Annotated in this window: 22 protein-coding genes; 7 read left to right on the top strand and 15 right to left on the bottom strand. The window is 71.1% G+C overall.

Annotated elements, in window-relative coordinates; genetic code table 11:
• Nucleotides 1-34: 34 nt before the first annotated feature.
• Nucleotides 35-940, bottom strand: a complete 906-nt coding sequence (locus AB0J69_RS14460) for an acyl-CoA desaturase (RefSeq protein WP_364116890.1) — start codon at nucleotides 938-940, stop codon at nucleotides 35-37.
• A 549-nt stretch (nucleotides 941-1,489) separates the two neighbouring features.
• Nucleotides 1,490-2,227 (bottom strand): hypothetical protein, encoded by a 738-nt coding sequence (locus AB0J69_RS14455; RefSeq protein ID WP_364116888.1) that lies wholly within the window; start codon nucleotides 2,225-2,227, stop codon nucleotides 1,490-1,492.
• 144 nt (nucleotides 2,228-2,371) lie between these two features.
• Here AB0J69_RS14455 and AB0J69_RS14450 point away from each other — a divergent pair, with 144 nt between their 5' ends.
• A complete protein-coding gene (locus AB0J69_RS14450) occupies nucleotides 2,372-3,427 on the top strand; it encodes an NAD-dependent epimerase/dehydratase family protein (RefSeq protein ID WP_364116886.1) in 1,056 nt (351 codons plus the stop codon).
• Nucleotides 3,428-3,612: 185 nt separating this feature from the next.
• On the top strand, nucleotides 3,613-4,293 hold the full coding sequence (locus tag AB0J69_RS14445) for a glycosyltransferase family 2 protein (RefSeq protein ID WP_364116884.1): 681 nt from the start codon (nucleotides 3,613-3,615) through the stop codon (nucleotides 4,291-4,293).
• On the opposite strand, the gene AB0J69_RS14440 is transcribed toward AB0J69_RS14445, so the two are convergent.
• Entirely contained in the window at nucleotides 4,263-5,201 is a 939-nt protein-coding gene (locus AB0J69_RS14440; protein ID WP_364116882.1) for a beta-ketoacyl-ACP synthase III, read from the bottom strand. The genes AB0J69_RS14445 and AB0J69_RS14440 overlap by 31 nt on opposite strands.
• A gap of 78 nt (nucleotides 5,202-5,279) precedes the next feature.
• Between AB0J69_RS14440 and AB0J69_RS14435 the strand changes: the two genes are divergently transcribed.
• Nucleotides 5,280-5,888, top strand: a complete 609-nt coding sequence (locus tag AB0J69_RS14435; RefSeq protein WP_364116880.1) for a TetR/AcrR family transcriptional regulator — start codon at nucleotides 5,280-5,282, stop codon at nucleotides 5,886-5,888.
• A gap of 30 nt (nucleotides 5,889-5,918) precedes the next feature.
• On the opposite strand, the gene AB0J69_RS14430 is transcribed toward AB0J69_RS14435, so the two are convergent.
• The 12 genes from AB0J69_RS14430 to AB0J69_RS14375 form a co-directional block, all read right to left on the bottom strand.
• Complete coding sequence (locus tag AB0J69_RS14430) at nucleotides 5,919-6,131, bottom strand: hypothetical protein (RefSeq protein ID WP_364116879.1); 213 nt, start codon at nucleotides 6,129-6,131, stop codon at nucleotides 5,919-5,921.
• A 37-nt stretch (nucleotides 6,132-6,168) separates the two neighbouring features.
• Nucleotides 6,169-6,519 (bottom strand): nuclear transport factor 2 family protein, encoded by a 351-nt coding sequence (locus AB0J69_RS14425; RefSeq protein ID WP_364116877.1) that lies wholly within the window; start codon nucleotides 6,517-6,519, stop codon nucleotides 6,169-6,171.
• A 4-nt stretch (nucleotides 6,520-6,523) separates the two neighbouring features.
• Entirely contained in the window at nucleotides 6,524-6,841 is a 318-nt protein-coding gene (locus tag AB0J69_RS14420) for a DUF3140 domain-containing protein (RefSeq protein WP_364116875.1), read from the bottom strand.
• Between the two features lie 45 nt (nucleotides 6,842-6,886).
• Nucleotides 6,887-7,333 (bottom strand): YdeI/OmpD-associated family protein, encoded by a 447-nt coding sequence (locus AB0J69_RS14415; protein WP_364116873.1) that lies wholly within the window; start codon nucleotides 7,331-7,333, stop codon nucleotides 6,887-6,889.
• Nucleotides 7,334-7,687: 354 nt separating this feature from the next.
• On the bottom strand, nucleotides 7,688-8,704 hold the full coding sequence (locus tag AB0J69_RS14410) for a LacI family DNA-binding transcriptional regulator (protein WP_364116871.1): 1,017 nt from the start codon (nucleotides 8,702-8,704) through the stop codon (nucleotides 7,688-7,690).
• 17 nt (nucleotides 8,705-8,721) lie between these two features.
• Nucleotides 8,722-8,991, bottom strand: coding sequence for a sulfurtransferase TusA family protein (locus AB0J69_RS14405; protein ID WP_364116869.1), 270 nt, complete (start codon nucleotides 8,989-8,991; stop codon nucleotides 8,722-8,724).
• A gap of 12 nt (nucleotides 8,992-9,003) precedes the next feature.
• Nucleotides 9,004-9,828, bottom strand: coding sequence for a carbohydrate ABC transporter permease (locus tag AB0J69_RS14400; RefSeq protein ID WP_364116867.1), 825 nt, complete (start codon nucleotides 9,826-9,828; stop codon nucleotides 9,004-9,006).
• A complete protein-coding gene (locus tag AB0J69_RS14395) occupies nucleotides 9,818-10,756 on the bottom strand; it encodes a sugar ABC transporter permease (RefSeq protein WP_364117042.1) in 939 nt (312 codons plus the stop codon). The genes AB0J69_RS14400 and AB0J69_RS14395 overlap by 11 nt, the downstream gene beginning before the upstream one ends.
• On the bottom strand, nucleotides 10,756-11,994 hold the full coding sequence (locus AB0J69_RS14390) for a sugar ABC transporter substrate-binding protein (RefSeq protein WP_364116865.1): 1,239 nt from the start codon (nucleotides 11,992-11,994) through the stop codon (nucleotides 10,756-10,758). The genes AB0J69_RS14395 and AB0J69_RS14390 overlap by 1 nt, the downstream gene beginning before the upstream one ends.
• 21 nt (nucleotides 11,995-12,015) lie before the next feature.
• Nucleotides 12,016-13,623 (bottom strand): FAD-dependent oxidoreductase, encoded by a 1,608-nt coding sequence (locus AB0J69_RS14385; RefSeq protein ID WP_364116864.1) that lies wholly within the window; start codon nucleotides 13,621-13,623, stop codon nucleotides 12,016-12,018.
• 11 nt (nucleotides 13,624-13,634) lie between these two features.
• Nucleotides 13,635-14,651, bottom strand: a complete 1,017-nt coding sequence (locus AB0J69_RS14380) for a LacI family DNA-binding transcriptional regulator (protein WP_364116862.1) — start codon at nucleotides 14,649-14,651, stop codon at nucleotides 13,635-13,637.
• A 156-nt stretch (nucleotides 14,652-14,807) separates the two neighbouring features.
• Entirely contained in the window at nucleotides 14,808-15,821 is a 1,014-nt protein-coding gene (locus AB0J69_RS14375) for a LacI family DNA-binding transcriptional regulator (protein WP_364116860.1), read from the bottom strand.
• 111 nt (nucleotides 15,822-15,932) lie between these two features.
• On the opposite strand from AB0J69_RS14375, the gene AB0J69_RS14370 reads away from it, so the two are divergent.
• The 4 genes from AB0J69_RS14370 to AB0J69_RS14355 are packed head-to-tail and all read left to right on the top strand — an operon-like array spanning nucleotide 15,933 to nucleotide 20,710.
• Nucleotides 15,933-17,204: a sugar ABC transporter substrate-binding protein gene (locus AB0J69_RS14370; protein WP_364116858.1), complete on the top strand. Its 1,272-nt coding sequence runs from the start codon at nucleotides 15,933-15,935 to the stop codon at nucleotides 17,202-17,204.
• Entirely contained in the window at nucleotides 17,201-18,112 is a 912-nt protein-coding gene (locus AB0J69_RS14365) for a sugar ABC transporter permease (protein ID WP_364116856.1), read from the top strand. The genes AB0J69_RS14370 and AB0J69_RS14365 overlap by 4 nt, the downstream gene beginning before the upstream one ends.
• Nucleotides 18,109-18,873, top strand: a complete 765-nt coding sequence (locus tag AB0J69_RS14360) for a carbohydrate ABC transporter permease (RefSeq protein WP_364116854.1) — start codon at nucleotides 18,109-18,111, stop codon at nucleotides 18,871-18,873. Before AB0J69_RS14365 ends, AB0J69_RS14360 begins: the two co-directional genes overlap by 4 nt.
• Entirely contained in the window at nucleotides 18,866-20,710 is a 1,845-nt protein-coding gene (locus AB0J69_RS14355; RefSeq protein WP_364116852.1) for a beta-L-arabinofuranosidase domain-containing protein, read from the top strand. Before AB0J69_RS14360 ends, AB0J69_RS14355 begins: the two co-directional genes overlap by 8 nt.
• Nucleotide 20,711 lies beyond the last annotated feature (1 nt).

The following is a 20,711-nucleotide window of genomic DNA, read 5'->3' as shown; positions in this document are numbered from 1 at the left end:
GCGCCCTTCGGATTCAACGGCGCGGGGCGGCGCCTCAGCGGCGCAGGGGGGCGCCGACGTCGTGCAGGTGGCTCAATGCCTGCCCGTACGACTCGACCAGGCCCGTCTGCAGGTAGTCGACGCCGATCTCCGCGCAGTAGCGCTCGACGATCGGCTGCGCCTTGCGCAGGTTCGGGGCCGGCATGTTGGGGAACAGGTGGTGCTCGATCTGGTAGTTGAGCTGGCCGAGCGCCACGTCGGTGAACAGGTTTCCGCGTACGTTGCGCGAGGTCAGCACCTGCTTGCGGAGGAAGTCCAGCTTGTCCTCCTTGGTCAGCACGGGCATGCCCTTGTGGTTCGGCGCGAACGTGCAGCCGAGGTAGAGCCCGAACAGACCCTGGTGGATGACCAGGAACAGCAGCGCCTTGCCGACCGGCAGCATGGTGAAGACCAGGCCGAAGTAGAGGGCGAAGTGCACCACGAGCAGCGTCAGCTCCACGCCGCGCCGCTTGGTCGTGGGTGCGAGGAGCGCCTTGAAGCTGGCTATGTGGAGGTGCCAGGCCTCGAGGGTGAGCAGCGGAAAGAACCAGTAAGCCTGATATTTCGCGATAAACCGTGGCAAGCCTGCGCTTTTGATGGCCTGGTCCTGGGACCAGACGATCACGGCGGGGGACACGTCGGGGTCGTGGTCCTCGTGGTTCGGATTGGCGTGGTGGCGGTTGTGCTTGGTGGTCCACCAGCCCCAGCCGAGCCCGACGCCGAGGTTGCCGATGATCAGACCCGCGATGTCGCTCGGCGAGCGGGTCCTGAACACCTGCCGGTGCCCCAGGTCGTGGGCGAGGAAGCCGAGCTGGGTGAAGACCACTGCCATCAGGGCCGCGACGAGAAGCTGAAGCCACGAATCGCCCACCCAGGCGAACAACGCCCAGCAACCCAGGTAGACGATGGCGGCGATGCTCATCCGGATGGCGTAATAAACGGGACGCCGGTCGAGGAGACCGGCGTCAGAGATGCGATGGGCTAGTCGGGCGAAGTCACTGCCTCGAGTGTCGATCGTGCCGGGACTGGCCACAGGTCTCCTTACCTCGCGGTGCAAGTTGCCCTAACCTTGGCGCATCCATGGCAAAACCGGAAGCACGTAGTCAGGGGGAGTGAATTCACCGGCCCACGCTTGATCCCGGGGGCCGCGACGTCGTGGTCGCGACCTGGGTGTCAGGGGGAGGCCATGCGCTTGACAGGCGGTCTGGGATCCTCCGCCCTAGCGTGGCGTGTGCTCAGCGTATACCCCACAGGGTCATGCAACGTCGCGCCTCGCCTCAGCGCCGCCCGGTAACCGTCGGCTCCCAGGGCCCGCGCGCACCTGGCGGCCAGCTGGCGGGCCCCGCCGATCTCGCTCCCCGCCACCCGCAACGGTCCCAGAATCCCGACCGCATCCACCCTCCACGACTGCGCGCCGAGTCCACAGTACGCACCCCGGCCGCCGTCCCCGGCCGCCGGGTGGCGACCGGGATCAGCAGCCGAGCCGCTCCCTCAGCAGCTCGACGGGCAGATGCGGCACCGTGGCCTCGCTGATCTCCGGCAGCCCCACGACCAGCTCCCCCTCTAAGATCCGCAATCCCTCCACCGCGCAGTAGCCCCTCATGTGCCGCGGCCCGCCGTTGTAGTAGCCCCCCGAGCCGTAGTCGATCCGTACGCTCTCCAGCGCCGGCCGCGCGCTGGCCAGGCACGCCCCCATCGGCAGCCCCAGCTCCGTCGGCGAGGTGCACGTGTGGGCGTTGCCCGCCACGACGAGCGCGGGCTCGACGTGCGCGGCCAGCACCTGCTCGGCCATCGAGGCGTCCCGCTGCGACCAGTCCCCGGTGAACGCCCCTCCGTCGAACAGCGTGACCGAGAGCCCCGGCACCGCCTTGAGCACCGCGAAGTGCCCCGCCGTGACGCGCCCGTCGCCGAGCCACCACAGCGGATGGTCGAGCCCCGTTCCATCGGCCAGGTAGACGTCGAGCTGCGGTTTCAGGGTCCCGGGCCATTCGAGGGCCAGATGGGTCAGCCCGAGGAGCCTCATGAGCCCGAGGATGACCAGCGGATTCTCCCTGACCCCGTGGACCTCGCCGAGCAGCAGCAGCCCGGACTCCTCGATCGAGCGCCTGGCCCGGTCGACGGCGGCCCGCTCGGCCGGCAGCTCGTAGTCGTCCGTACGGAACTCGGCGACGGCCTGGAGCAGACCGTCCAGTGTGTCGACGCCTGGCATGCCTCCACCCTGTTCGCCCCGGTCGTCGCACGCAAGCGCCGGGAGCCGGAGCACCTGCGCGCCCGTCAGGAGACGGGCGAGCTCCCGGCCGACGTTCCCGCTCCGTAAGATCCGCGCGGGCCGGGCGGGTGTTGGATCGGCGGCATGCGCGTCTTGCTCACCGGCTCGGCAGGTTTCATCGGCAGCCACATCGCGGAGGCCCTCGACGGCGGCGCGATCACCCCGGGCCGCCGCGATGGCGAGGTGGTCACCCCCGGCCCCGGCGGCTGTGAGGTGATCACCGCCGACCTCCGGGACGGCGTGGACATCCGCGACCCCGACGCCCTGGACCATCTCCTGCCCGGCGTCGACGCCGTGATCCACCAGGCCGCCAAGGTCGGCCTCGGCGTGAACGTGGCCGACCTGCCCGACTACGCCTCCGTCAACGCGTACGGCACCGCGACCCTCCTCGCCGCAATGGCCCGGCACGGCGTCGGCCGGCTGGTCCTGGCCTCGTCCATGGTCGTGTACGGCGAGGGTGCCTACGACTGCGCGCGCCACGGCCGCGTCCGCCCGGGCCCCAGACGGGCCGGCGATCTGGCGCGCGGCGTCTTCGACCCCCGCTGCCCGCGCTGCGACGACGTCCTGACCCCGACGGTCGTCCGGGAGGAGGCGCCCCCGGACCCCCGCAACGCCTACGCCACCACGAAGCTGGCCCAGGAACACCTGGCCGCCAACTGGGCCCGCGAGACCTCCGGCACCGTCGTGGCCCTGCGCTACCACAACGTCTACGGCCCCCGGATGCCCCGGGACACGCCCTATGCCGGGGTGGCCTCGATCTTCCTGTCGGCCCTGCTGGCGGGCCGGGCACCCCGGGTGTTCGAGGACGGGGGGCAGCGTCGGGACTTCGTCCACGTACGGGATGTGGCCCGCGCCAACGTCCTGGCGCTCGGGGCGGGGGCGGCCGGGGAGCTGGCGGCGTACAACATCGCCAGCGGCACCGCGCACACGGTGGGGGAGCTGGCGGCGGCCCTGGCGGCGCAGACGGGCGGCCCGGCCCCGGTCACGACGGGCGAGTACCGCCTCGGGGACGTCCGCCACATCGTCGCCTCCCCGGCCCGAGCGGCCGCCGAGCTGGGCTTCACGGCGCGGATCACCTTCACGGACGGCATCAAGGAGTTCGCCGGCGCCGCACCGGACCCGGGCGCGACAGGATCGTGACGTGGAGCCGGGCCGCCGGGCCATACGGCTCTGCCCCGGGCGCGAGCATGCCGTCGACGAGGGAGCAGGGGCATGAGCGAGCAGTCAGGTCGGCGCGAGCTGTGCGGACCCAGGACGGCCGGGCCGGGCGTGATGTCATCGGTCCGTAAGGGTTGGGCGGGGGTGGGCGTTCTAGCGTCGGGGGCGTGATCGATGTCGTGTTGCCCTGCCTCGACGAGGCCGAGGCGCTGCCCTGGGTGCTGGAGCGGATGCCGCCCGGCTACCGCCCCATCGTGGTCGACAACGGCTCCACCGACGGGTCCGACCTGGTGGCCGCCGAGCTGGGAGCGGTCGTCGTGCACGAGCCGCGGCGCGGGTTCGGGGCCGCCTGCCATGCCGGGCTCCTGGCCGCCTCCAGCGAGATCGTCTGCTTCATGGACGCCGACGCCTCCCTCGACCCCGCCGAGCTGCCCCTCGTCACCGGACCGGTGGCCGCGGGCCGGTCGGATCTGGTGCTCGGGCGGCGGGTGCCGGCGCGACGGGGGGCCTGGCCGGTGCACGCGCGGCTCGGCAACGCCGTTCTGGCCCGCCGCCTGCGGCGTACGGCGGGGGTGCCGGTGCGGGACCTGGGGCCGATGCGGGCCTGCCGCCGCGTCCCGCTGCTGGGCCTGGAGCTGGCCGACCGGCGGTTCGGCTATCCGCTGGAGATGGTGCTGCGGGCCGCCGCGGCCGGCTGGCGGGTGGGCGAGGCCGACGTACGCTACCTGCCCAGGGCCGGGCGCTCCAAGGTGACGGGCACCGTACGGGGGACGTTGCGCGCCATCGGCGACATGCGGGCTGTCATGGCCGCCCACCGTCAGGGGCAGCGGACCACCATCCCGGCGTAGGACAGGTTGCCCCCGAAGCCGAACAGCAGCATCGGCGCCCCCTTGGCCACCTCGTCCCGCTGCAGCAGCTTCGACAGCGCCAGCGGCACGCTCGCGGCCGAGGTGTTCCCCGACTCGACCACGTCCTTGGCGACGATCGCGTTGACCGCGCCGAGCTTCCTGGCGACGGGCTCGATGATGCGCAGGTTCGCCTGGTGCAGGACCACCGCCGCCAGGTCCTCCGGGCGTACGCCGCCGCGCTCGCACGCCCGGCGGGCGATGTCCGGGAGCCGGGTGGTGGCCCAGCGGTACACGGTCTGGCCGTCCTGGGCGAAGCGGGTGGGGGTGCCCTCGATCCGTACGGCGGTGCCCAGCTCCGGCGCCGAGCCCCACACGACGGGCCCGATCTCCGCCTCGGGAGCGGCGCTCACCACGACCGCGCCGGCCCCGTCGCCCGTCAGCACGCACGTGGTCCGGTCGGTCCAGTCGGTCACCGCGGTCATCTTGTCCGCGCCCACGACCAGGGCGTTCGTGGCCGCTCCCGCGCGGATGGCGTGGTCGGCCTGGGCCAGGGCGTGGGTGAAGCCGGAGCACGAGGCCCCGAGGTCCATCAGGGCGGCGTCGGGCACGCCGAGCCGGGCCGCGACGCGGGAGGCGACGTTGGGGGCGTGCTCGGTCTGCGTACAGGTGGCGACCAGGACGAGGTCGATGTCGGACGCGTCCAGGCCGCTTGCGGCCAGCGCCTTGGCGGCGGCCTGCGCGGCCAGGTCCGTGACGCTCTCGCCGTCGCCCGCCACATGCCTGGTACGGATGCCGACCCGCTTGCTGATCCACTCGTCGCTGGTGTCCACGATTGCCGCCAAATCATCATTTGTCAGAACTTTGGCGGGTTGATAGTGGCCTGTGGCGACAAGTCGTGATCCGTTCATGCGGCGGACTATAGCAAGCGAACGTTCGGACGCTAAACTGGCCGGTATGAGCCCGCCCACGCCCGCCGGGGCATCCGCATGAGCCCGCGCCGGTCCGTCGCCGAGGCGCTCGGCACGCGTGCGTCCATCCTCGACCGCTCGGTCGCCATCGCCTCCATGGAGGGGCTCGAAGGGCTGACCATCGGCCGGCTCGCCATCGAGCTGAGCATGAGCAAGTCGGGCGTCCTCGGGCACTTCGGCACCAAGGAGGCCCTCCAGCTCGCCGTCCTGGACCGGGCCGGGGAGATCTTCCGCGCCGAGGTCTGGGAGCCCGCCCTGCCCGCCGCGCCCGGCCTGGCCCGGCTGCGGGTGCTCTGCGAGGCGTGGATCTCCTACCTGGAACGGCGGGTCTTCCCGGGCGGCTGCTTCTTCGTGGCGGCGGCACACGAGTTCGACGGCCGGCCCGGTGCGGTCCGGGACGCCGTGGAGTCACGGTTCGGTGTGTGGCGGGCCCGGCTGGCCAAGGAGGCCCGCCGGGCCGTGGACGCGGGCGAGCTGCCCGCGGGGACCGATCCGGGGCGGCTGGTCTTCGAGCTCATGGGGATGGCCATGGCGCTCAACCACACCATCCAGCTCCACGGTGACCCGCACGCCGCCACGTACGCCCGCGAGGCCGTGAACGCCCGCCTCACCCCGCCTTCCGCCTGACCCGAGTTCCCGGCGGAGGCGCCCCGAGGGTCAGTCCGCCGACAGGCGGTCGAACAGAGCCAGAGCGGCCTGCCTGACCTCCTCCGGTGAGAGCCCGTCCAAGGTTTTCCTGGCGTCGGTGATGTCGCGGGTGGTGGCCAGCGTGATCGCCACGGACGAGGCCGCGGCACGGTCGATCGATCCCGTCGGGGCGGCGTCGGCCAGTTCCTGGGCGCTCGCGGCGAGGTCGAGGTTGTCTCTCAACGGATCTCCTCGGGTGAAGACGGTTCGGCCCATTGCATCACTTGGCATCGTGCCGCATCCACCATTCGGTGAATTCCCGGCAGCGCCCGTCGGGCTCGAACCGGATCACCCAGAGGTTGCTGTACGTTTTGTCCGGATATGTCGTGACTCCTTGGATGACGCTGACGTCGTCCGTCACGGACACCGGATGCCACTCGAATGTGGCCTCACCTGGTTTGTCCTGCCGCCCCAGCCACTGCGAGACGATGTCGTCACGACCCTGCCACGGCGAGCTGTACGGCTCGGTGTAGTAGACCGCGTTCTCGGTGAACAGGGCGGCGATGTCGTCGGGATCGTTGGAGTTCCATGCGCGCACGTACCCCTCGATCCACGGGTGCGGCTCGACCATCGGGCTATCCTCTCAGCGGGTCATGTCCCACGGTCATGAGCTCCCGCCGCGACTCGTCGTCCGTCCGGTCGCCCATGGTCTCGACGAGGTCCACGACCTGGCGCATCACCTCGATGTCCACCTTGGTGAGGTCGCCCTTCCGCTTGCTCAGGACGTGCAGCACGCCCCGCCCCAGCTCGTCGATCCCCATGTCCGGGTCGGGCGGGAAGCCCTCCTCGTCGGAGGCCTCGGCGAGCAGGTAGGACCGCAGTTCCTCGGAGTTCATGTTGACCATCCGGTGGAACTCGTTCCACAGCACGTCGGTGTCAAAACCCTCAGTCATAACGCCCGCCTACCCGCCACGCCCCGCGTTACGCACCCGTGCCACCTACCCCACGCCGTCGGCGAGCTTGGCGACGGTGTCGGTGACGCGCCGCGCCCGGGTCTCCGGCTTCTTGGCGCCCTCGATCTGCAGGACGTAGCGCATCTTGCGCGAGTAGGACAGGCTCTCGAAGAACGTCCTGGCCTCGGGCGCCTGGTCGAGCGCCGCGGCCAGGTCGTCGGGCACGCGCGCCTCGCGGGGCGCGGTGTCCAGCGCGACCTCCACCTCGACCTCGTCGCCCGCGGCCACGCCGGCGCCCTGCCGGTTCTCGGCGCTGAGCGGCAGCATGAAGCGGCCGCCCATCGGGGCCACGGTGCTGCGGTAGGTGTGGGCGTTGATCGTGACGGTCACGGCGGGCCGCTTCCCGCTCCCGAGCCCCTTGACGACCTCGGCGGGGACCTCGAAACCCGTGGCGGTCTTGCTGCCCAGCTCGATCGTGCTGCGGAATCTCATCGGAAGAACCCCTCCAGTGCGGGCGCCGGACTCGACGGAGATGACCCGGCTGTGTCGAGGGTAGCCGCCGACAAAAAAAGTGGTCAATCCAGCACCTGGCGCCCAGGTCACGATTTGCCGGATTTCGGGTCTCGTTTAGGTATGGGGGTACTCAAGCCCGGCCGCCCGCACTCGGACAGTCTGGAGCCGTCTCAGCGCGGGGGACGCCGGGACGGCTCCGAGAGCCTGCCGCGGAGGAGGGGACGGCACGTGCCGCGGGCCGGGGAACGGGTGGTCTGCCAGCCACCCGGAGGCCCCGCGCCCGCGGCACGCGCCGGGGAGCTCCCGGAGGCGGGAACCGGGGGAGGCGAAGGTCTACGTGCCGGAGTGGGCGGGCCCGGTGCTGCCGCGCGGCGTGAGGACGGCCGCCTGGTCCTCGTAGGGAGGCACGCTCTCGCCCGAGATCAGGGCGAGCAGGCGCTGCGCGGCGTGCGCGCCGTAGGCCGGGATGTCGCGGGTGAGCGCGGTCAGCGGCGGGCGTACGACCTGGGCCAGCGGCGAGTCGTCCCACGCCACGACGGACAGGTCACGCGGCACCTCCACCCGCATCTCCTGGGCCACCGACAGGCCCGCCACCGCCATGATGTCGTTGTCGTAGATGATGGCCGTGGGCCGGTCGGGCGAGCTGAGCAGCCGCCTGGTGGCCCGGGCGCCCTCCTCGCCGGTGTAGTCGGTGTGCACGATGACGTGCTCGGCCACGCCCTCGCACGCCCGGAGGAACGCCTGGTCGCGGACGGTGGTGTGGACCAGCCGGGGCAGCCCGGCCACCCGCGCGATGCGGCGGTGACCCAGCGCCACGAGATAGCCGACGGTTTCGCGCACGGCCTCGCCGTCGTCGGACCAGACGGCCGACAGCGAGCCCGACTCGGAGGGGTGCCCGATGACGACGACCGGCATGCCGAGCCGCTCCAGCTCGCTCACCCGGGAGTCCGCATAGTGCAGGTCCACGAGGAACACGCCGTCGATGCGGCTCTCGCCCCACCAGTGCCGGTAGACCTCGCTCTCCTGCTCGTGGCTGGCGACGACCTGGAGCAGCAGGGCGTAGGAGCGGTCGGCGAGCACGCCCTCGATGCCGCTGATCAGCTCCATGAAGAACGGCTCGACGCCCAGGATGCGCGCGGGGCGGCACAGCGCGAGGCCGACGCAGTTGGCCCGGGCGCCGTTGAGGGCCCGCGCCGCGCTGTTGGGCCGCCAGCCGATCTCGTCGGCGATGGCGACGATCCTGGCCCGCGTCGCCTCCGACACTCCCGGTTGCCCGTTGAGCGCGTAGGAGACCGCCACCTTGGACACTCCCGCACGGGTGGCGATGTCGGCGATCGTCGGTCGTCTCACGGGTAGATATTAACCGCTTAAGCCGCGTGCCAGGGCTTCGAGTCCTGCGTCTCCTTGGCGGCCCCGGCCACGCGCAGCGCGTACGTGGCCCGCTCCGCCCCCTCCACCGGCCCCAGGTAGGTGTGCCCGGTCAGGTGGCACCACGCGGGCAGGTCCACGGGTGCGGCGGGATCCGAGGCGATCAGATGGATCACGGCGCCCGGGCCGGCCGCGCGCACGTGCGCGCGCAGCTCTATGAGCAGCTGCACGCACAGCTTGTCGCCGCCGTCCACTACGAGATCAGGCATGCGTATAGGAAATCATCCCTTGAGTCCCGTATGCGCCAGGCCCTCCACGAACTGCTTCTGCGCCACCACGAACACCACGAGCACCGGCAGCGCGGTCAGCGAGGCGGCGGCCAGCTGCACGTTCCACATCGGCCCGCCGTAGGCGTCCACGAACTGCGTGAGCGCCTGCGGCAGCGTGAACCGCTCGGGCGTGGTGAGGAACACGATCGGCTCCAGGTAGAGGTTCCAGCTGTGCAGGAACGTGAAGATGGCCACCGCGCCCACGGCGGGCCTGGCCAGCGGCAGCCCGATCCGCCAGAACGTGGCGAACCGCCCCAGCCCGTCCACCGCCGCGGCCTCGTCCAGCTCCTTGGGCAGCGCGAGGAAGAACTGCCGCATGATGAACGTGGCCAGCACGCTCGGCGCGCCCAGCACCGGGATGAGGATCAGCGGCCAGTGCGTGTCGGTCAGCCCGGCCGAGTGGAAGAGCCGGAAGAGCGGGACGATCGTGACCTCGCTGGGGATCAGCAGGCCGACGAGGATCACCAGGAAGAGCGCGTTCGAGCCGCGGAAGCGGATGCGCGCGAACGCCCACCCCGCGAGCGCCGACACCGCGAGCGTGCCCAGGGTGACGACGGCGGCGATGTAGAGGCTGTTCCAGTACTGCTGCGCGAACGGCTGAAGCTCGAACACCTGCCGGTAGGCGTCCAGCCGGGGGTTCCCAGGCAGGAGCGACGGCGGGAAGGCGAAGATCTCGCTCACCGGCTTCAGCGAGGAGGTGACCATCCACCAGGTCGGGAAGACGAACGGCACGCACAACACGCAGAGCACGCCGTACAGGAGCGTCTTACGTCTCAAGGAACACCCACCTCCTGCGCATCCGCCACTGCAGCACGGTGAGGGCGAGCACGATCACGAAGAGCAGCACCGACAGCGTGGCGCCGTAGCCGAAGTGGTGGAACTGGAAGGCCTGCTGGTAGAGGTAGTAGACCAGCACGGTGGTCGAGGTGCCGGGCCCGCCCTGGGTGAGCACCGCGATCTGGGCGAACACCTGCAGCGAGCCGGCCACCGTGATGATCGAGGTGAGCAGCACGGTCGGGCTGATCATCGGCAGCGTGATCCGGGCGAACCTGGTCCACGCCCCAGCCCCGTCGATCCTGGCCGCCTCGTACAGCTCCTTGGGCACGCCCTGCAGCGCGGCGAGGAACAGCACCATGTTGAGCCCGACGTTCTTGAACACCTGCACGCAGATCACCGACACCATCGCGCCGGTCCCGGTACGCAGCCAGTTAGGGCCCTCGACGCCCACGCTCTGGAGCAGGGCGTTGACGCCGCCGTTCGACTGCAGCAGGAAGCCCCACACGATCGTCCACGCCACCAGCGAGACCACCACGGGGGAGAAGAACAGCGTCCGGAACACCACCGTGCCGCGCAGCCGCTGGTTGAGCAGCACCGCGAGCAGCATGGCCAGCGACAGGTTGAACACCACCAGGCCGACCGAGAACACGGCGGTCGCGGTCAGGACCTTGGGGACGTTCGGGTCGGCGAGGAGCTGACGGTAGTTGTCGCCGCCGACGAACTCGAAGGTGTCGGCGAGCACGTTCCACTCGTGCAGGCTGTAGTAGACGACCAGGCCCAGCGGCAGGAACACGAACAGCAGGCTGCCGACCAGTTGCGGGGCCACGAACGCGTACCCGATCAGGTGGTCCCGGCGGCCGGCCGTCCACCAGCCGGCCCCGCTCCCGCGGGGCGGGGCCGCGGCGGGGGCGCGCGCGTCGCGCGCCATCACTTGGCCAGCATCGGCTGGATCGCGGTGCACACCCCGGTCAGCGTCTTCGCCACGTCGGCGCCCGGCTGCCAGAGCTGGTCGAGGCCGGCCCGCACGGTCTGGGCCAGCTCGGCCTGCCCGGCGTGGCTGGGCTTGACCCGGCCGTTCGCGATGCCGTCGATGACGACCTGCTGCAGCTGCTCGGGCTTCAGCAGCGGGTTGCTCTTGGCCAGGCTCTCGGCGGTGAGGAGCTGGGTGCGGGGCGGCGGGAAATACTGGCCGAGCTTGGCGGAGTTCTCCGGGTTGGACAGGAAGGACAGGAAGTCGGCGGCCTTGGCGGCGTTCGGGCTCTTCTTGATCACCCCGATGCCGGCCTGGCCGATGACGCTGTAGGCGCCCTTCGGGCCGGTGGGCAGCGGGATCAGGTCCCACTCGAAGGTCGCGTCCTTGAGCAGGGAGGCCCGGGAGATCTGGGTGACCGTCATCGCGGCCTCACCGGCGAAGAAGTCGGCCGTGGTGCCGGGGGCGGGCAGCGCCTTGTCCTCGAAGATGGCCTTGTGCAGGAACGTCATCGCCTCGACCATCTCGGGCTTGGCGAAGCCGCAGGTCCTGCCGTCCTCGCTCCACGCCTCCGCGCCCCAGCCGCCCCAGACGGTGGCCAGGTTGTCCCAGCCCTTGTAGTCGAAGTCGCGCACCACCAGCCCGGCCTTGCCCGTCTTCGCGTTCACGGCGGCGGCCGCCTCGACGGCCTGCTCCCACGTCCAGCCGGCCTTCGGCGCCTTCTGCCCGGCCTCCTTCAGCAGGTCCCGGTTCACGAACACGCCGAAGGGCGAGGTGGAGAACGGGTAGGCGTACAGCTTGCCGTCGCGCTGCCAGAGCTTCGTCGTCGAGGGCGCCAGCTCCTCCGGCTTGACCAGGCTCTCCAGCGGCGCGAGGGCGCCGGAGCCGACGAAGTCGGGCGCGGAGTTCTCCAGGATCCAGGCCAGGTCGGGGGCGTTGCCGCCGACGATCTGCGTGGTGAGCGTGGTGGTGTAGTTCTCGATCGGCAACGTGTCGAACTTGATCGCCGCCACGTCCTTGTGCGTCTTGCGATATTCGTCGGCGATCGAGTTCAGCAGGCTGAGGTGCTCGGCGTTGCCGGTCCAGATCGTCATCCGCAGCGAGGCGGGTCCGGTGGCGGCGGGCTCCGAGCCCGAGCCGCAGGCGGTCAGTACGAGCAGTCCCGCGAGGCCGGTGGCGGCCATGGTGATGCGCATCGGGGCTCCTAAAGGGGGGGATCAGTAACCGGACACGTCCGGCCAGTGGAGTTCGACGCCCTGCTCCTCCAGGCGCTCCTGGAAGGCGGCGAGCAGGGTGGGGTCGTTCCGCACGGCGTGCGGGGCGGCGGACCGGTCGAGGCAGAACGCGGCCAGCGCGCCGGCGGCCTCCCCGATGTTCCATTCGACCGGGTGCAGGCGGTAACAGCCGTTGGTGATGTGGGTGGTGGCCAGGTTCTTGCCCGCGGGCAGCAGGTTGGTCACGCGGCGGGGCAGCAGCGCGCCGAGCGGGATCTCGAACGGGCTGCTCGGCACGTCGAGGTAGTTGTCGCCGCCCGTCGAGGGGTGCAGGTCGATCCGGTACATGCCGATCCCGACCGAGTCGGTGTAGCGCGCGGCGCCCTTGTCGCCGCGCACGGCCATGGACAGGTCGTGCTCGACGATCGTGTACTCGCCCAGGATGCGGCGCGACTCCCGGATGTACGGCGCCTGGGCCAGGCCGTCGGCCGAGCCCGTCACGTCGCCGCGCAGCCGCAGCCCCGGCCAGCCGGTGCCCCCGTCGGGGCGCGGCGCCTCGGTCTGCAGCCAGTAGAGCACCGACCTGGACAGCTCGCGGGCCGCGCGCAGGTGGCCGGCGGCGTCCGGCACGTCGATGACCGGACCCTCCAGGTAGTCGATCATCGGCCAGTTCACCAGCGTGATGTCGCTGGCGTAGGCCCCCGGGACGAACAGGTCCCGCGCGGCGATCCTGCGGAAGGTCCACAGGTTGCCGTCGCCGGGGTTGCGCCGCTGGTCGGCGCGGACCCGCAGCGGGTCGTCGCCGGGGTTGGGGGTGAAGGAGCGCTCGGAGATCTCCAGCGTGCGCGGGTTCGGGCTGCGCCAGCCCAGCATCGGCCCGCCCCAGAACTCCGGCTGGTACGCCCGCCAGAAGTCGTAGCGCTCCGGCCGGTCGATCGTGTGGTCGCCGTCCACGTGGTCGATCGCGAAGCACACGGAGACGGCCTGCATGTTCAGCGGCTGCGCGGTCGCCGGGGCGCTCGGCTCGCCGGTGTCGGACTGGGACTCGAAGCCGGTCACGTACTCGGTGCCGGTGAGCGGCAGCAGCTCGCCCGTCTCGGTGGCGTCCAGGACGTACGGCGCGCTGATCCAGATCGTGTCACCCGGGTCGTCGCGGTGTGCCAGCCGCACCGCCGTCACGCGGTCGCCGTCCACCTCCGCCTCCACCGGCCGGTACGGCTGCAGCACGGTCAGCAGCCCGCCGCCCCGGTAGGGGGCCAGCATGGAGTCGAGCACCGCGACCGCCACCCGGGGTTCGTGGCACAGGGGGCTCACGTGGCCCGCCCCCGGGTTCAGCTCCCGCCAGGCGCGGGCGCCCGCGGTCAGCGGGTAGTGGCGGCGGTAGTAGGCCCGGATGCCATCGCGCAGCGCCCGGTAGCTCGCGGTCACACCGAACCGCTCCACCCAGGTGTGCTCGTCGGGCGGGACAGCCTGGCTGGTGAGCTGGCCGCCGAGCCAGTCGTACTCCTCGGTCAGCACCACCCTCCGGCCCGCCCGCAGGGCAGCGAGCGCCGCGGCCACCCCGCCGAGCCCACCACCCACGATCAGCACGTCTGTGCTCGACTCGCGCAAGTCCGATCCCTTCATGTGCGTGCGGGCGCCAGTGTGGCGCCCTCGGCGTACTCGCAGGGCAGCAGCCGCTGTACGGGCTCGCCGCCCTCGATCAGCTCGGTCAGCTCCTCCACTGCCTGGCGTCCCATCTCCCGCCGGGGGATGCGGAAGCCGGTGAAGTCGATGTCCGTGGGGGCGGGCCGTGTCGGGTCGCCCAGCGTGAGGACCGACAGGTCGCCGGGGACGGAGACGCCGCGCTTGCCCAGCAGGTCGGTCAGGGCGACGCCGTCGGCGTACTCCTCGGCCAGCACCGCCGTCACGCCCGCGGCCAGCACCCGCTCGACCATGTCGGCGGGCTCGCCGGGGGACAGCCGCAGCGGCTCGGGCACCGACTCGGCGAAACCCCGGAAACGGTCGGCGTACGACTCGGGGCTCGAGCCGTGGCCCAGGTACGCGAGGCGCTCGTGGCCCATGGCCCGGGTGCGCGCGACCAGTTCGCGGACGGCGGCCGGGTAGTCGGCGCCGACGTACGGCACCGTGCCGCCCGCGTCGTCGCGGCGGCCGACCGACACGAACGGGTAGCGCTCGGCCACCAGCCTGGTCAGGTCCTCGCGGTCCAGCTCGCGCCCCAGCAGCACGCAGCCGTCGGCCAGCCTGAGCCGGTGGTCCTGGTGGTAGACCCGCTTGCGGCCGGCCACGGTGGGAGCGCTGGTGAACAGCAGCAGGTCGCAGCCGCAGTGCTCGGCGCACTCCTCGATGCCGACGAGGAACGGGTGGAAGAAGTCACCGGTCGCGCTGGGGAAGACGGGCTCGTAGGTGAAGACGCCCAGGATCCGGTTGCGCCCGGCGGCCAGCCGGCGGGCGGCCGGGTCGGCCACGTAGCCGGTCTCCCTGATCACCCGCATGACGCGGTCCCTGGTCTCGGCCGGGATGCGGGAGTCGGCGTCGGCGCGATTGTTGAGCACCAGGGAGACGGTGGTCTGGCTGACGCCTGCCAGGCGGGCGATGTCGCGCTGCGTCAGGCGGCGTGCGGGGTCGGGGGGAGGCATGCGGAAGTCCTCAGCTAATGCGCATTAGCGCGTGGCGATGCCTGGAATTGTTCGCCGCGCGCTATTGGCGTGTCAAGGGTTTCCGCAGTGCTAATCCGGATTACCGGGATATGGCGTCCGTGGCGGACATGACCCGCACGGCGCCGCCTCAGGGTGTCAGGAGACGCCGGGAGGGGAGGTCGAGTCGCGGATCACGAGCTGGCACGGCAGGGTGTGCACCCCGGGGGTGGCCTTGCCGTCGATGGCCGCGAACAGGTGCTGCGCCGCCGTCCTGCCCAGCAGTTCCAGGTTCATGTCCACCGTGGTCAGCGCCGGGCGGGTCTCCGTCGAGAGCACCTCCCAGTTGTCGTAACCCACCACCGCGATGTCGTCGGGCACCCGCCGCCCGCGCTCCCGCGCCGCCTCCACGAAGCCGGCCGCGATCTGGTCGCTGCCGCAGAACACCGCGTCGATCTCCGGCTCGGCCATCAGCAACATCTCGGCCGCGTGCCGGCCCCACCGCTGCGACCACACCCCGGACAGCGTCTGCCCGGCCTGCTCGACCCCCGCCTCGGCGAGGGCCCGGCGGACGCCCTCCTCGCGGTCGCGGGCCGCCTTGTAGTGGGCCGGGCCCGTGATGTGCGCGATCCGCCGCCGGCCCAGGGCCAGCAGGTGGTTGACGGCCATCGCCGCCGCCCCCACGTCGTCGGGGACGAAGGACACGTCGCCGGGGTCCTCGGAGGGGCCGTACGCGTACACGACGGGGACCGGCAGGTCCTTGCTCACCGAGGGCCGCGGGTTGGTGCTCTCGCCCACCACGATCAGCCCGTCCACCCGGCGCGACAGCAGCGCGCGCAGGTGGTGCTGCTCCCTGATCGCGTCGCCCCGCGCGTCGCACAGCAGCACCGCCATCTCCCCGGCCCCGAACGCGTCCTCCGCGCCGAGCAGCACCGGGATGCCGAACCGGCCGACGCTGTCGGAGGTCAGCAGCCCCACCGTCCGCGTCTGTCCCGAGAGCAGCCCCCTGGCCAGGGCGTTCGGCTGGAAGGAGAGCTCCGCCGCGGCGGCGAGCACGCGCTCGCGCGTAGCCGCCCGCACGTCCTGGCGCCCGTTGAGCGCCTTGGAGGCCGTGGCGATCGATACCCCCGCCAGCGAGGCCACATCGTTGATGGTCGCCCGCTTACCCGCCATACTTCGAAACCCTTTTCGGTGAATTGTGAACTGCTTAGCACCTTAGCACCCATTGACATGGCCTCATGTTTCTTCTACGTTTCCGAAAACCTTTAAGTCCAGGAGCACATCATGAGACGAAGGCTGGCCGGGATCTCCCTCCTCGGTGTGTTAACGCTCACAGCGGCGGCCTGCGGCAGCGGCGGCGGCGGGGGCGGCGGCACGCAACCGGCGGACGGTCCCGTGACGATCACCATGTGGACCCGCGCGGCCACCCAGACGCAGAGCGAGCGTCTGGTCAAGGCCTACAACAGCACGCACAAGAACCAGGTCAAACTCACGGTCATCCCGACCGACAACTATCAGCCCCGCATCGCCGCCGCGGCCGGTGCCAAGCAGCTCCCCGACGTGTTCGCGGCGGACGTCATCTTCGTCCCGAACTACACCTCGCAGGGCCTGTTCATGGACGTCACCGACCGGGTCGCGGCCCTGCCGTACAAGGACAAGCTCGCCCCCTCGCACATGAAGCTCGGCACGCTCGACGGCCGGCAGTACACGCTCCCGCACACGCTCGACCTGTCGGTCTGGTTCTGGAACAAGGACCTGTACGAGAAGGCCGGCCTGGACCCCGAGCAGGGGCCGAAGACCCTCAAGGAGTTCGCCCAGCACGCCACCACCATCCACGACAAGCTGGGCAAGGACGGCAAGGTGCACGGCACCTTCTTCGGCGGCAACTGCGGCGGCTGCTACGTCTTCACCTTCTGGCCGTCCGTCTGGGCCGCCGGCGCGCAGGTCATGAACCCCGAGGGCACCACCTCGCTCAACGACCAGCAGGCGATGACCGACGTGTTCAAGATCTGGCGCGAGCTGTACGAGAAGAAGGCCACCGGCCCGACAGCCAAGGAGGAGCAGGGCCCGACCTGGACCGGCTTCTTCCCCAAGGGCGAGATCGGCGTCATGCCGATGCCCTCCACCACGCTCGGCCTGATGCCCAAGGAGATGAAGATCGGCGTCACCCCGATCGCCGGTCCTGACGGCGGCGAGTCGACGTTCGTGGGCGGCGACTCCGTGGGCATCTCGTCCACCTCCAAGAACGCGGACGCGGCCTGGGAGTTCCTGTCCTGGACGGTCTCCGACGAGGCCCAGGTCGAGGTCATGGCCAAGAACAAGGACGTGCTCGCGCGTACCGACCTGTCCAGCAACAAGTACTCGGCCGAGGACCCGCGCGTGGTGCTGATCAACTCGCTGGTCGCCAAGGGCCAGACGCCGTTCGCGCTGCGCTTCGGCCAGACCTTCAACGACCCGCAGGGCCCGTGGCTGCGCCTGGCGCGCGAGGCCGTGTTCGGGGACGCCGCGAAGGTCACCCAGCTCAACGCCGAAATCACGAAGTCGCTGCAGCAATGAGTTTGACGATCACCCGATCCAGGCGGGCGGCTCACTCAGCGCCGTCCGCCCGGTGGGGGAGCAGGAAGGTCCAGGGCTGGCTGTACGCGGCGCCGACGGCGGTCATCGTGGGCGTGCTGTTCATCGCGCCCCTGGTGCTGGTCGTCTGGATGTCGCTCAACCGCTGGCCCCTGCTCGGCCAGGCCACGTTCAACGCCCCCGCCAACTACCTCAAGATCGCCGACAACCCGCTCTTCATCGACGCGGTGCTGTTCACGCTGAAGTACACCGCGATCACCACCGTCCTGCTGTCGGGGGTGGCGCTCGGGCTGGCGCTGCTGGTGCAGGAGCGCAGGCCGGGCGTGGCGTTCTTCAGGACCGCGTTCTTCCTGCCCGGCGCGGTCGGGTTCGCGGCGGCGGGCCTGCTGTTCTACGGGATGCTGAACAACGACTTCGGCCCGATCGACCCGATGCTGCGGGCACTGGGCATCACCAGCGAGCCGGTCAAGTGGATCGGCACGCCGAACATGGCGCTGTTCTCCACGATCACGCTGGTCATCTGGCGCTTCGCCGGGTTCAACATGCTCATCCTGCTGACCGGCCTGCAGGCCATCCCGACCGAGGTGTACGAGGCCGCCAGGAGCGACGGCGCCAACCGCTGGCAGATCTTCACCAAGATCACCCTGCCGCTGCTGCGCCCGACGCTGGCGCTGATGCTGATCCTCAGCGTCACCGGCTCGCTGCTGGCCTTCGACCAGTTCTTCGTCTTCACCAACGGCGGCCCGGACAACAGCACGGTCTCGATGGTCATGGTCGTCTACCGGGACGCGTTCTTCCGCTTCGACCTCGGCGGTGCGGCGGCGCTCTCGGTCGTGCTGCTCGTGGCCCTCGTCGGGCTCAACACGCTCATGATGCGGAGGCTGCGATGAGCCGGTATCTCACGCTTTCCGCGCTGGCGGTGCTGTTCCTGTTCCCGCTGGTGTGGAGCGGCTACGCGTCGCTGGAGGAACCGTCCAACTATCTGGAGATGGCCCAGTTCGGCGAGGGGGTGGGGACGTACGCGACCAACAGCGTGCTGGTGTCGGTCATGACCGTGGGCGGCACGCTGGTCGTCTCGGCGCTCGGCGGCTACGGCTTCGCCCGCTTCGACTTCCCGGGCAAGAACCTGCTGTTCCTGGCCACGCTGGCGATCCTCATGGTGCCGTACGCGACGATCCTGATCCCGCTCTACGTCCTGCTCGGCTACCTCGGCCTGCAGAACTCCCTGGTCGGGCTCTCGCTGGTGTTCGTGATGTTCCAGCTGCCGTTCGCGCTGTTCATGATGCGCAACGCGTTCGAGGCGGTGCCGCGCGAGCTGGAGGAGGCGGCGCTGGTGGACGGATGTGGCACGTTCCGGGCCTTCTCCAGGATCCTGCTGCACGCCGTGCGGCCGGCGCTGATCACGGTGGGCCTGTTCGCCTTCCTGGCCTCGTGGAACGACTTCTTCGCGCCGCTCATCCTGCTCAACGACGGCTCCTCGTTCACGCTGCCGGTGGCCGTGGTGAGCATGACGCAGCACACGTTCGGCGCGATCGACTACGGCATGCTCCAGGCCGGCGTCATGGTCATGGCCATTCCCTGTCTCATCCTCTTCATCGTGTTGCAGCGCCACTACGTGCGCGGATTCATGTCAGGAGCTCTGCGTGGCTAACCCTGTCCTGCCCTCATCGGGCGTCCTGTCCCCCCTCGGCCTCGACTCCGTACGCCTGCTGCCCGGCTTCTGGGGGGACCGGGCGGCGCTCAACCGTGAGGTCACGATCGCCCACTGCCAGGAGTGGGAGGAGCGCGAAGGCTGGATCGGCAACTTCCGGGGCGAGCGGCCCCGCAGGGGGCGGGAGTTCAGCGACTCGGAGATCTACAAGCTGCTGGAGGCCATGGCCTGGGCCGACCACCCGGGCCTGCCCGCGCTGGCCGAGACCGTGGCCCAGGCCCAGGAAGGCGACGGCTACCTCAACACCCGCTGGTCCGGCAGCCGCTACACCGACTTCGAGTGGGGCCACGAGCTCTACTGCTACGGCCACCTCATCCAGGCCGGGGTCGCCCGGCTGCGCATGCACGGCGAGGACCAGCTGACCCGGGTCGCCGTCCGGGCCGCCGACCACGTGTGCCGCCGGTTCATGGAGGGCACCGAGACCTGCGGGCACCCCGTGATCGAGATGGCGCTCGTCGAGCTCTACCGCGTCACCGGCGCCGAGCGCTACCTGGAGATGGCCCGCCGCTTCGTCGAGCGGCGCGGCCTGCCCGCGCTCGCCGACATCCCCTTCGGCCGCGCCTACTACCAGGACGACCAGCCGGTCAGGCAGGCGCAGGTGTTCCGCGGGCACGCGGTGCGCGCGCTCTACCTGGCCTCCGGGGTGGTCGACGTGGCGGTCGAGACCGGGGACCAGGAGTTGCTGAAGGCGGTCGAGTCCCAGTGGGAGCGGACCATCGCGCGGCGTACCCACCTGACCGGCGGCATGGGCTCGAGGCATGCCGACGAGTCGTACGGCGAGGACTGGGAGCTGCCGCCGGACCGGGCCTACAACGAGACCTGCGCGAGCATCGCCTCCATCATGCTGGCGCACCGGCTGCTGCTGGCCACCGGCGACGTCCGCTACGCCGACCTCGCCGAGCGCACGCTGTACAACATGCTGGCCACGGGCGTCGCGCTGGACGGGCGCTCGTTCTTCTACGCCAACCCGCTCCAGGTACGCGTGCCCGCGGTGCCGCTCGAAGGCGTCAACCACGCCGCCGAGGGCGGGCTGCGCTCGCCCTGGTTCGACGTGTCCTGCTGCCCGAACAACATCGCCCGCACGCTGGCCTCGCTGCCCGCCTACGTGGCCGGCGCCGCCAGGGGCGGGATCGTGATCCACCACATCACCCCGTCGGAGATCCGCCACGACGGCCTGGCGGTGCGGGTGGAGACCGGCTACCCGTGGACCGGCTCGGTGAGCGTGCGCGTGCTGGAGGGCGGCCAGGGCCGCATCGGCCTGCGCGTCCCCGCCTGGGCCACGGACGCGACGCTGGCGCACGTGCCGGTCTCGTCCCAGGACGCGCCGCTGCCCGACGGGCCCGTCGTCCGGCCGGTGAGCCCCGGGTACGCCTACGTCGAGGGCCCCTGGCGGGCCGGCGACGAGATCCGGCTGGAGCTGCCGATGCGGCCCCGGTGGACGTTCCCCGACCGGCGCATCGACGCGCTGCGCGGCAGCGCCGCGGTCGAGCGCGGGCCGCTGGTCTACTGCGCGGAGTCGGTGGCCGACGAGCCGCCGCTCGGAGACCTGACCGCGCGGGTCGACCCCCCGGTGGAGCACCCGGCGGGCGACGGGGCGGCCAGCGTGGTGGAGCTGGAGGTGGCGGCCTCGATCGGCTCCGGCGGCAACGGCGGCTGGCCGTACGGCCCGGCGGGCGCGCACGGGGGTGGCGCGGACGTCCGGCTGCGGCTGGTGCCGTACCACCGGTGGGGCAACCGGGGCCCCGCCACGATGCGTGTCTGGCTCCCGACGATCTAGG

The sequence above is a fragment of the Nonomuraea sp. NPDC049709 genome (assembly GCF_040674815.1).
Lineage (GTDB): Bacteria > Actinomycetota > Actinomycetes > Streptosporangiales > Streptosporangiaceae > Nonomuraea.
The sequence above is the reverse complement of the archived record's forward strand: the minus strand, read 5'-3'. Positions and strand labels throughout refer to the sequence as shown.

Coding starts and splice junctions, on each gene's coding strand:
- AB0J69_RS14360 (WP_364116854.1), top strand. CDS start 18,109: ATGAGCCGGTATCTCACGCTTTCCGCGCTGGCGGTGCTGTTCCTGTTC.
- AB0J69_RS14405 (WP_364116869.1), bottom strand. CDS start 8,991: ATGCCTGATCTCGTAGTGGACGGCGGCGACAAGCTGTGCGTGCAGCTG.
- AB0J69_RS14415 (WP_364116873.1), bottom strand. CDS start 7,333: ATGAGATTCCGCAGCACGATCGAGCTGGGCAGCAAGACCGCCACGGGT.
- AB0J69_RS14375 (WP_364116860.1), bottom strand. CDS start 15,821: ATGGCGGGTAAGCGGGCGACCATCAACGATGTGGCCTCGCTGGCGGGG.
- AB0J69_RS14450 (WP_364116886.1), top strand. CDS start 2,372: ATGCGCGTCTTGCTCACCGGCTCGGCAGGTTTCATCGGCAGCCACATC.
- AB0J69_RS14365 (WP_364116856.1), top strand. CDS start 17,201: ATGAGTTTGACGATCACCCGATCCAGGCGGGCGGCTCACTCAGCGCCG.
- AB0J69_RS14455 (WP_364116888.1), bottom strand. CDS start 2,227: ATGCCAGGCGTCGACACACTGGACGGTCTGCTCCAGGCCGTCGCCGAG.
- AB0J69_RS14380 (WP_364116862.1), bottom strand. CDS start 14,651: ATGCCTCCCCCCGACCCCGCACGCCGCCTGACGCAGCGCGACATCGCC.
- AB0J69_RS14440 (WP_364116882.1), bottom strand. CDS start 5,201: ATGAACGGATCACGACTTGTCGCCACAGGCCACTATCAACCCGCCAAA.
- AB0J69_RS14395 (WP_364117042.1), bottom strand. CDS start 10,756: ATGGCGCGCGACGCGCGCGCCCCCGCCGCGGCCCCGCCCCGCGGGAGC.
- AB0J69_RS14460 (WP_364116890.1), bottom strand. CDS start 940: ATGAGCATCGCCGCCATCGTCTACCTGGGTTGCTGGGCGTTGTTCGCC.
- AB0J69_RS14420 (WP_364116875.1), bottom strand. CDS start 6,841: ATGACTGAGGGTTTTGACACCGACGTGCTGTGGAACGAGTTCCACCGG.
- AB0J69_RS14435 (WP_364116880.1), top strand. CDS start 5,280: ATGAGCCCGCGCCGGTCCGTCGCCGAGGCGCTCGGCACGCGTGCGTCC.
- AB0J69_RS14425 (WP_364116877.1), bottom strand. CDS start 6,519: ATGGTCGAGCCGCACCCGTGGATCGAGGGGTACGTGCGCGCATGGAAC.
- AB0J69_RS14370 (WP_364116858.1), top strand. CDS start 15,933: ATGAGACGAAGGCTGGCCGGGATCTCCCTCCTCGGTGTGTTAACGCTC.
- AB0J69_RS14390 (WP_364116865.1), bottom strand. CDS start 11,994: ATGCGCATCACCATGGCCGCCACCGGCCTCGCGGGACTGCTCGTACTG.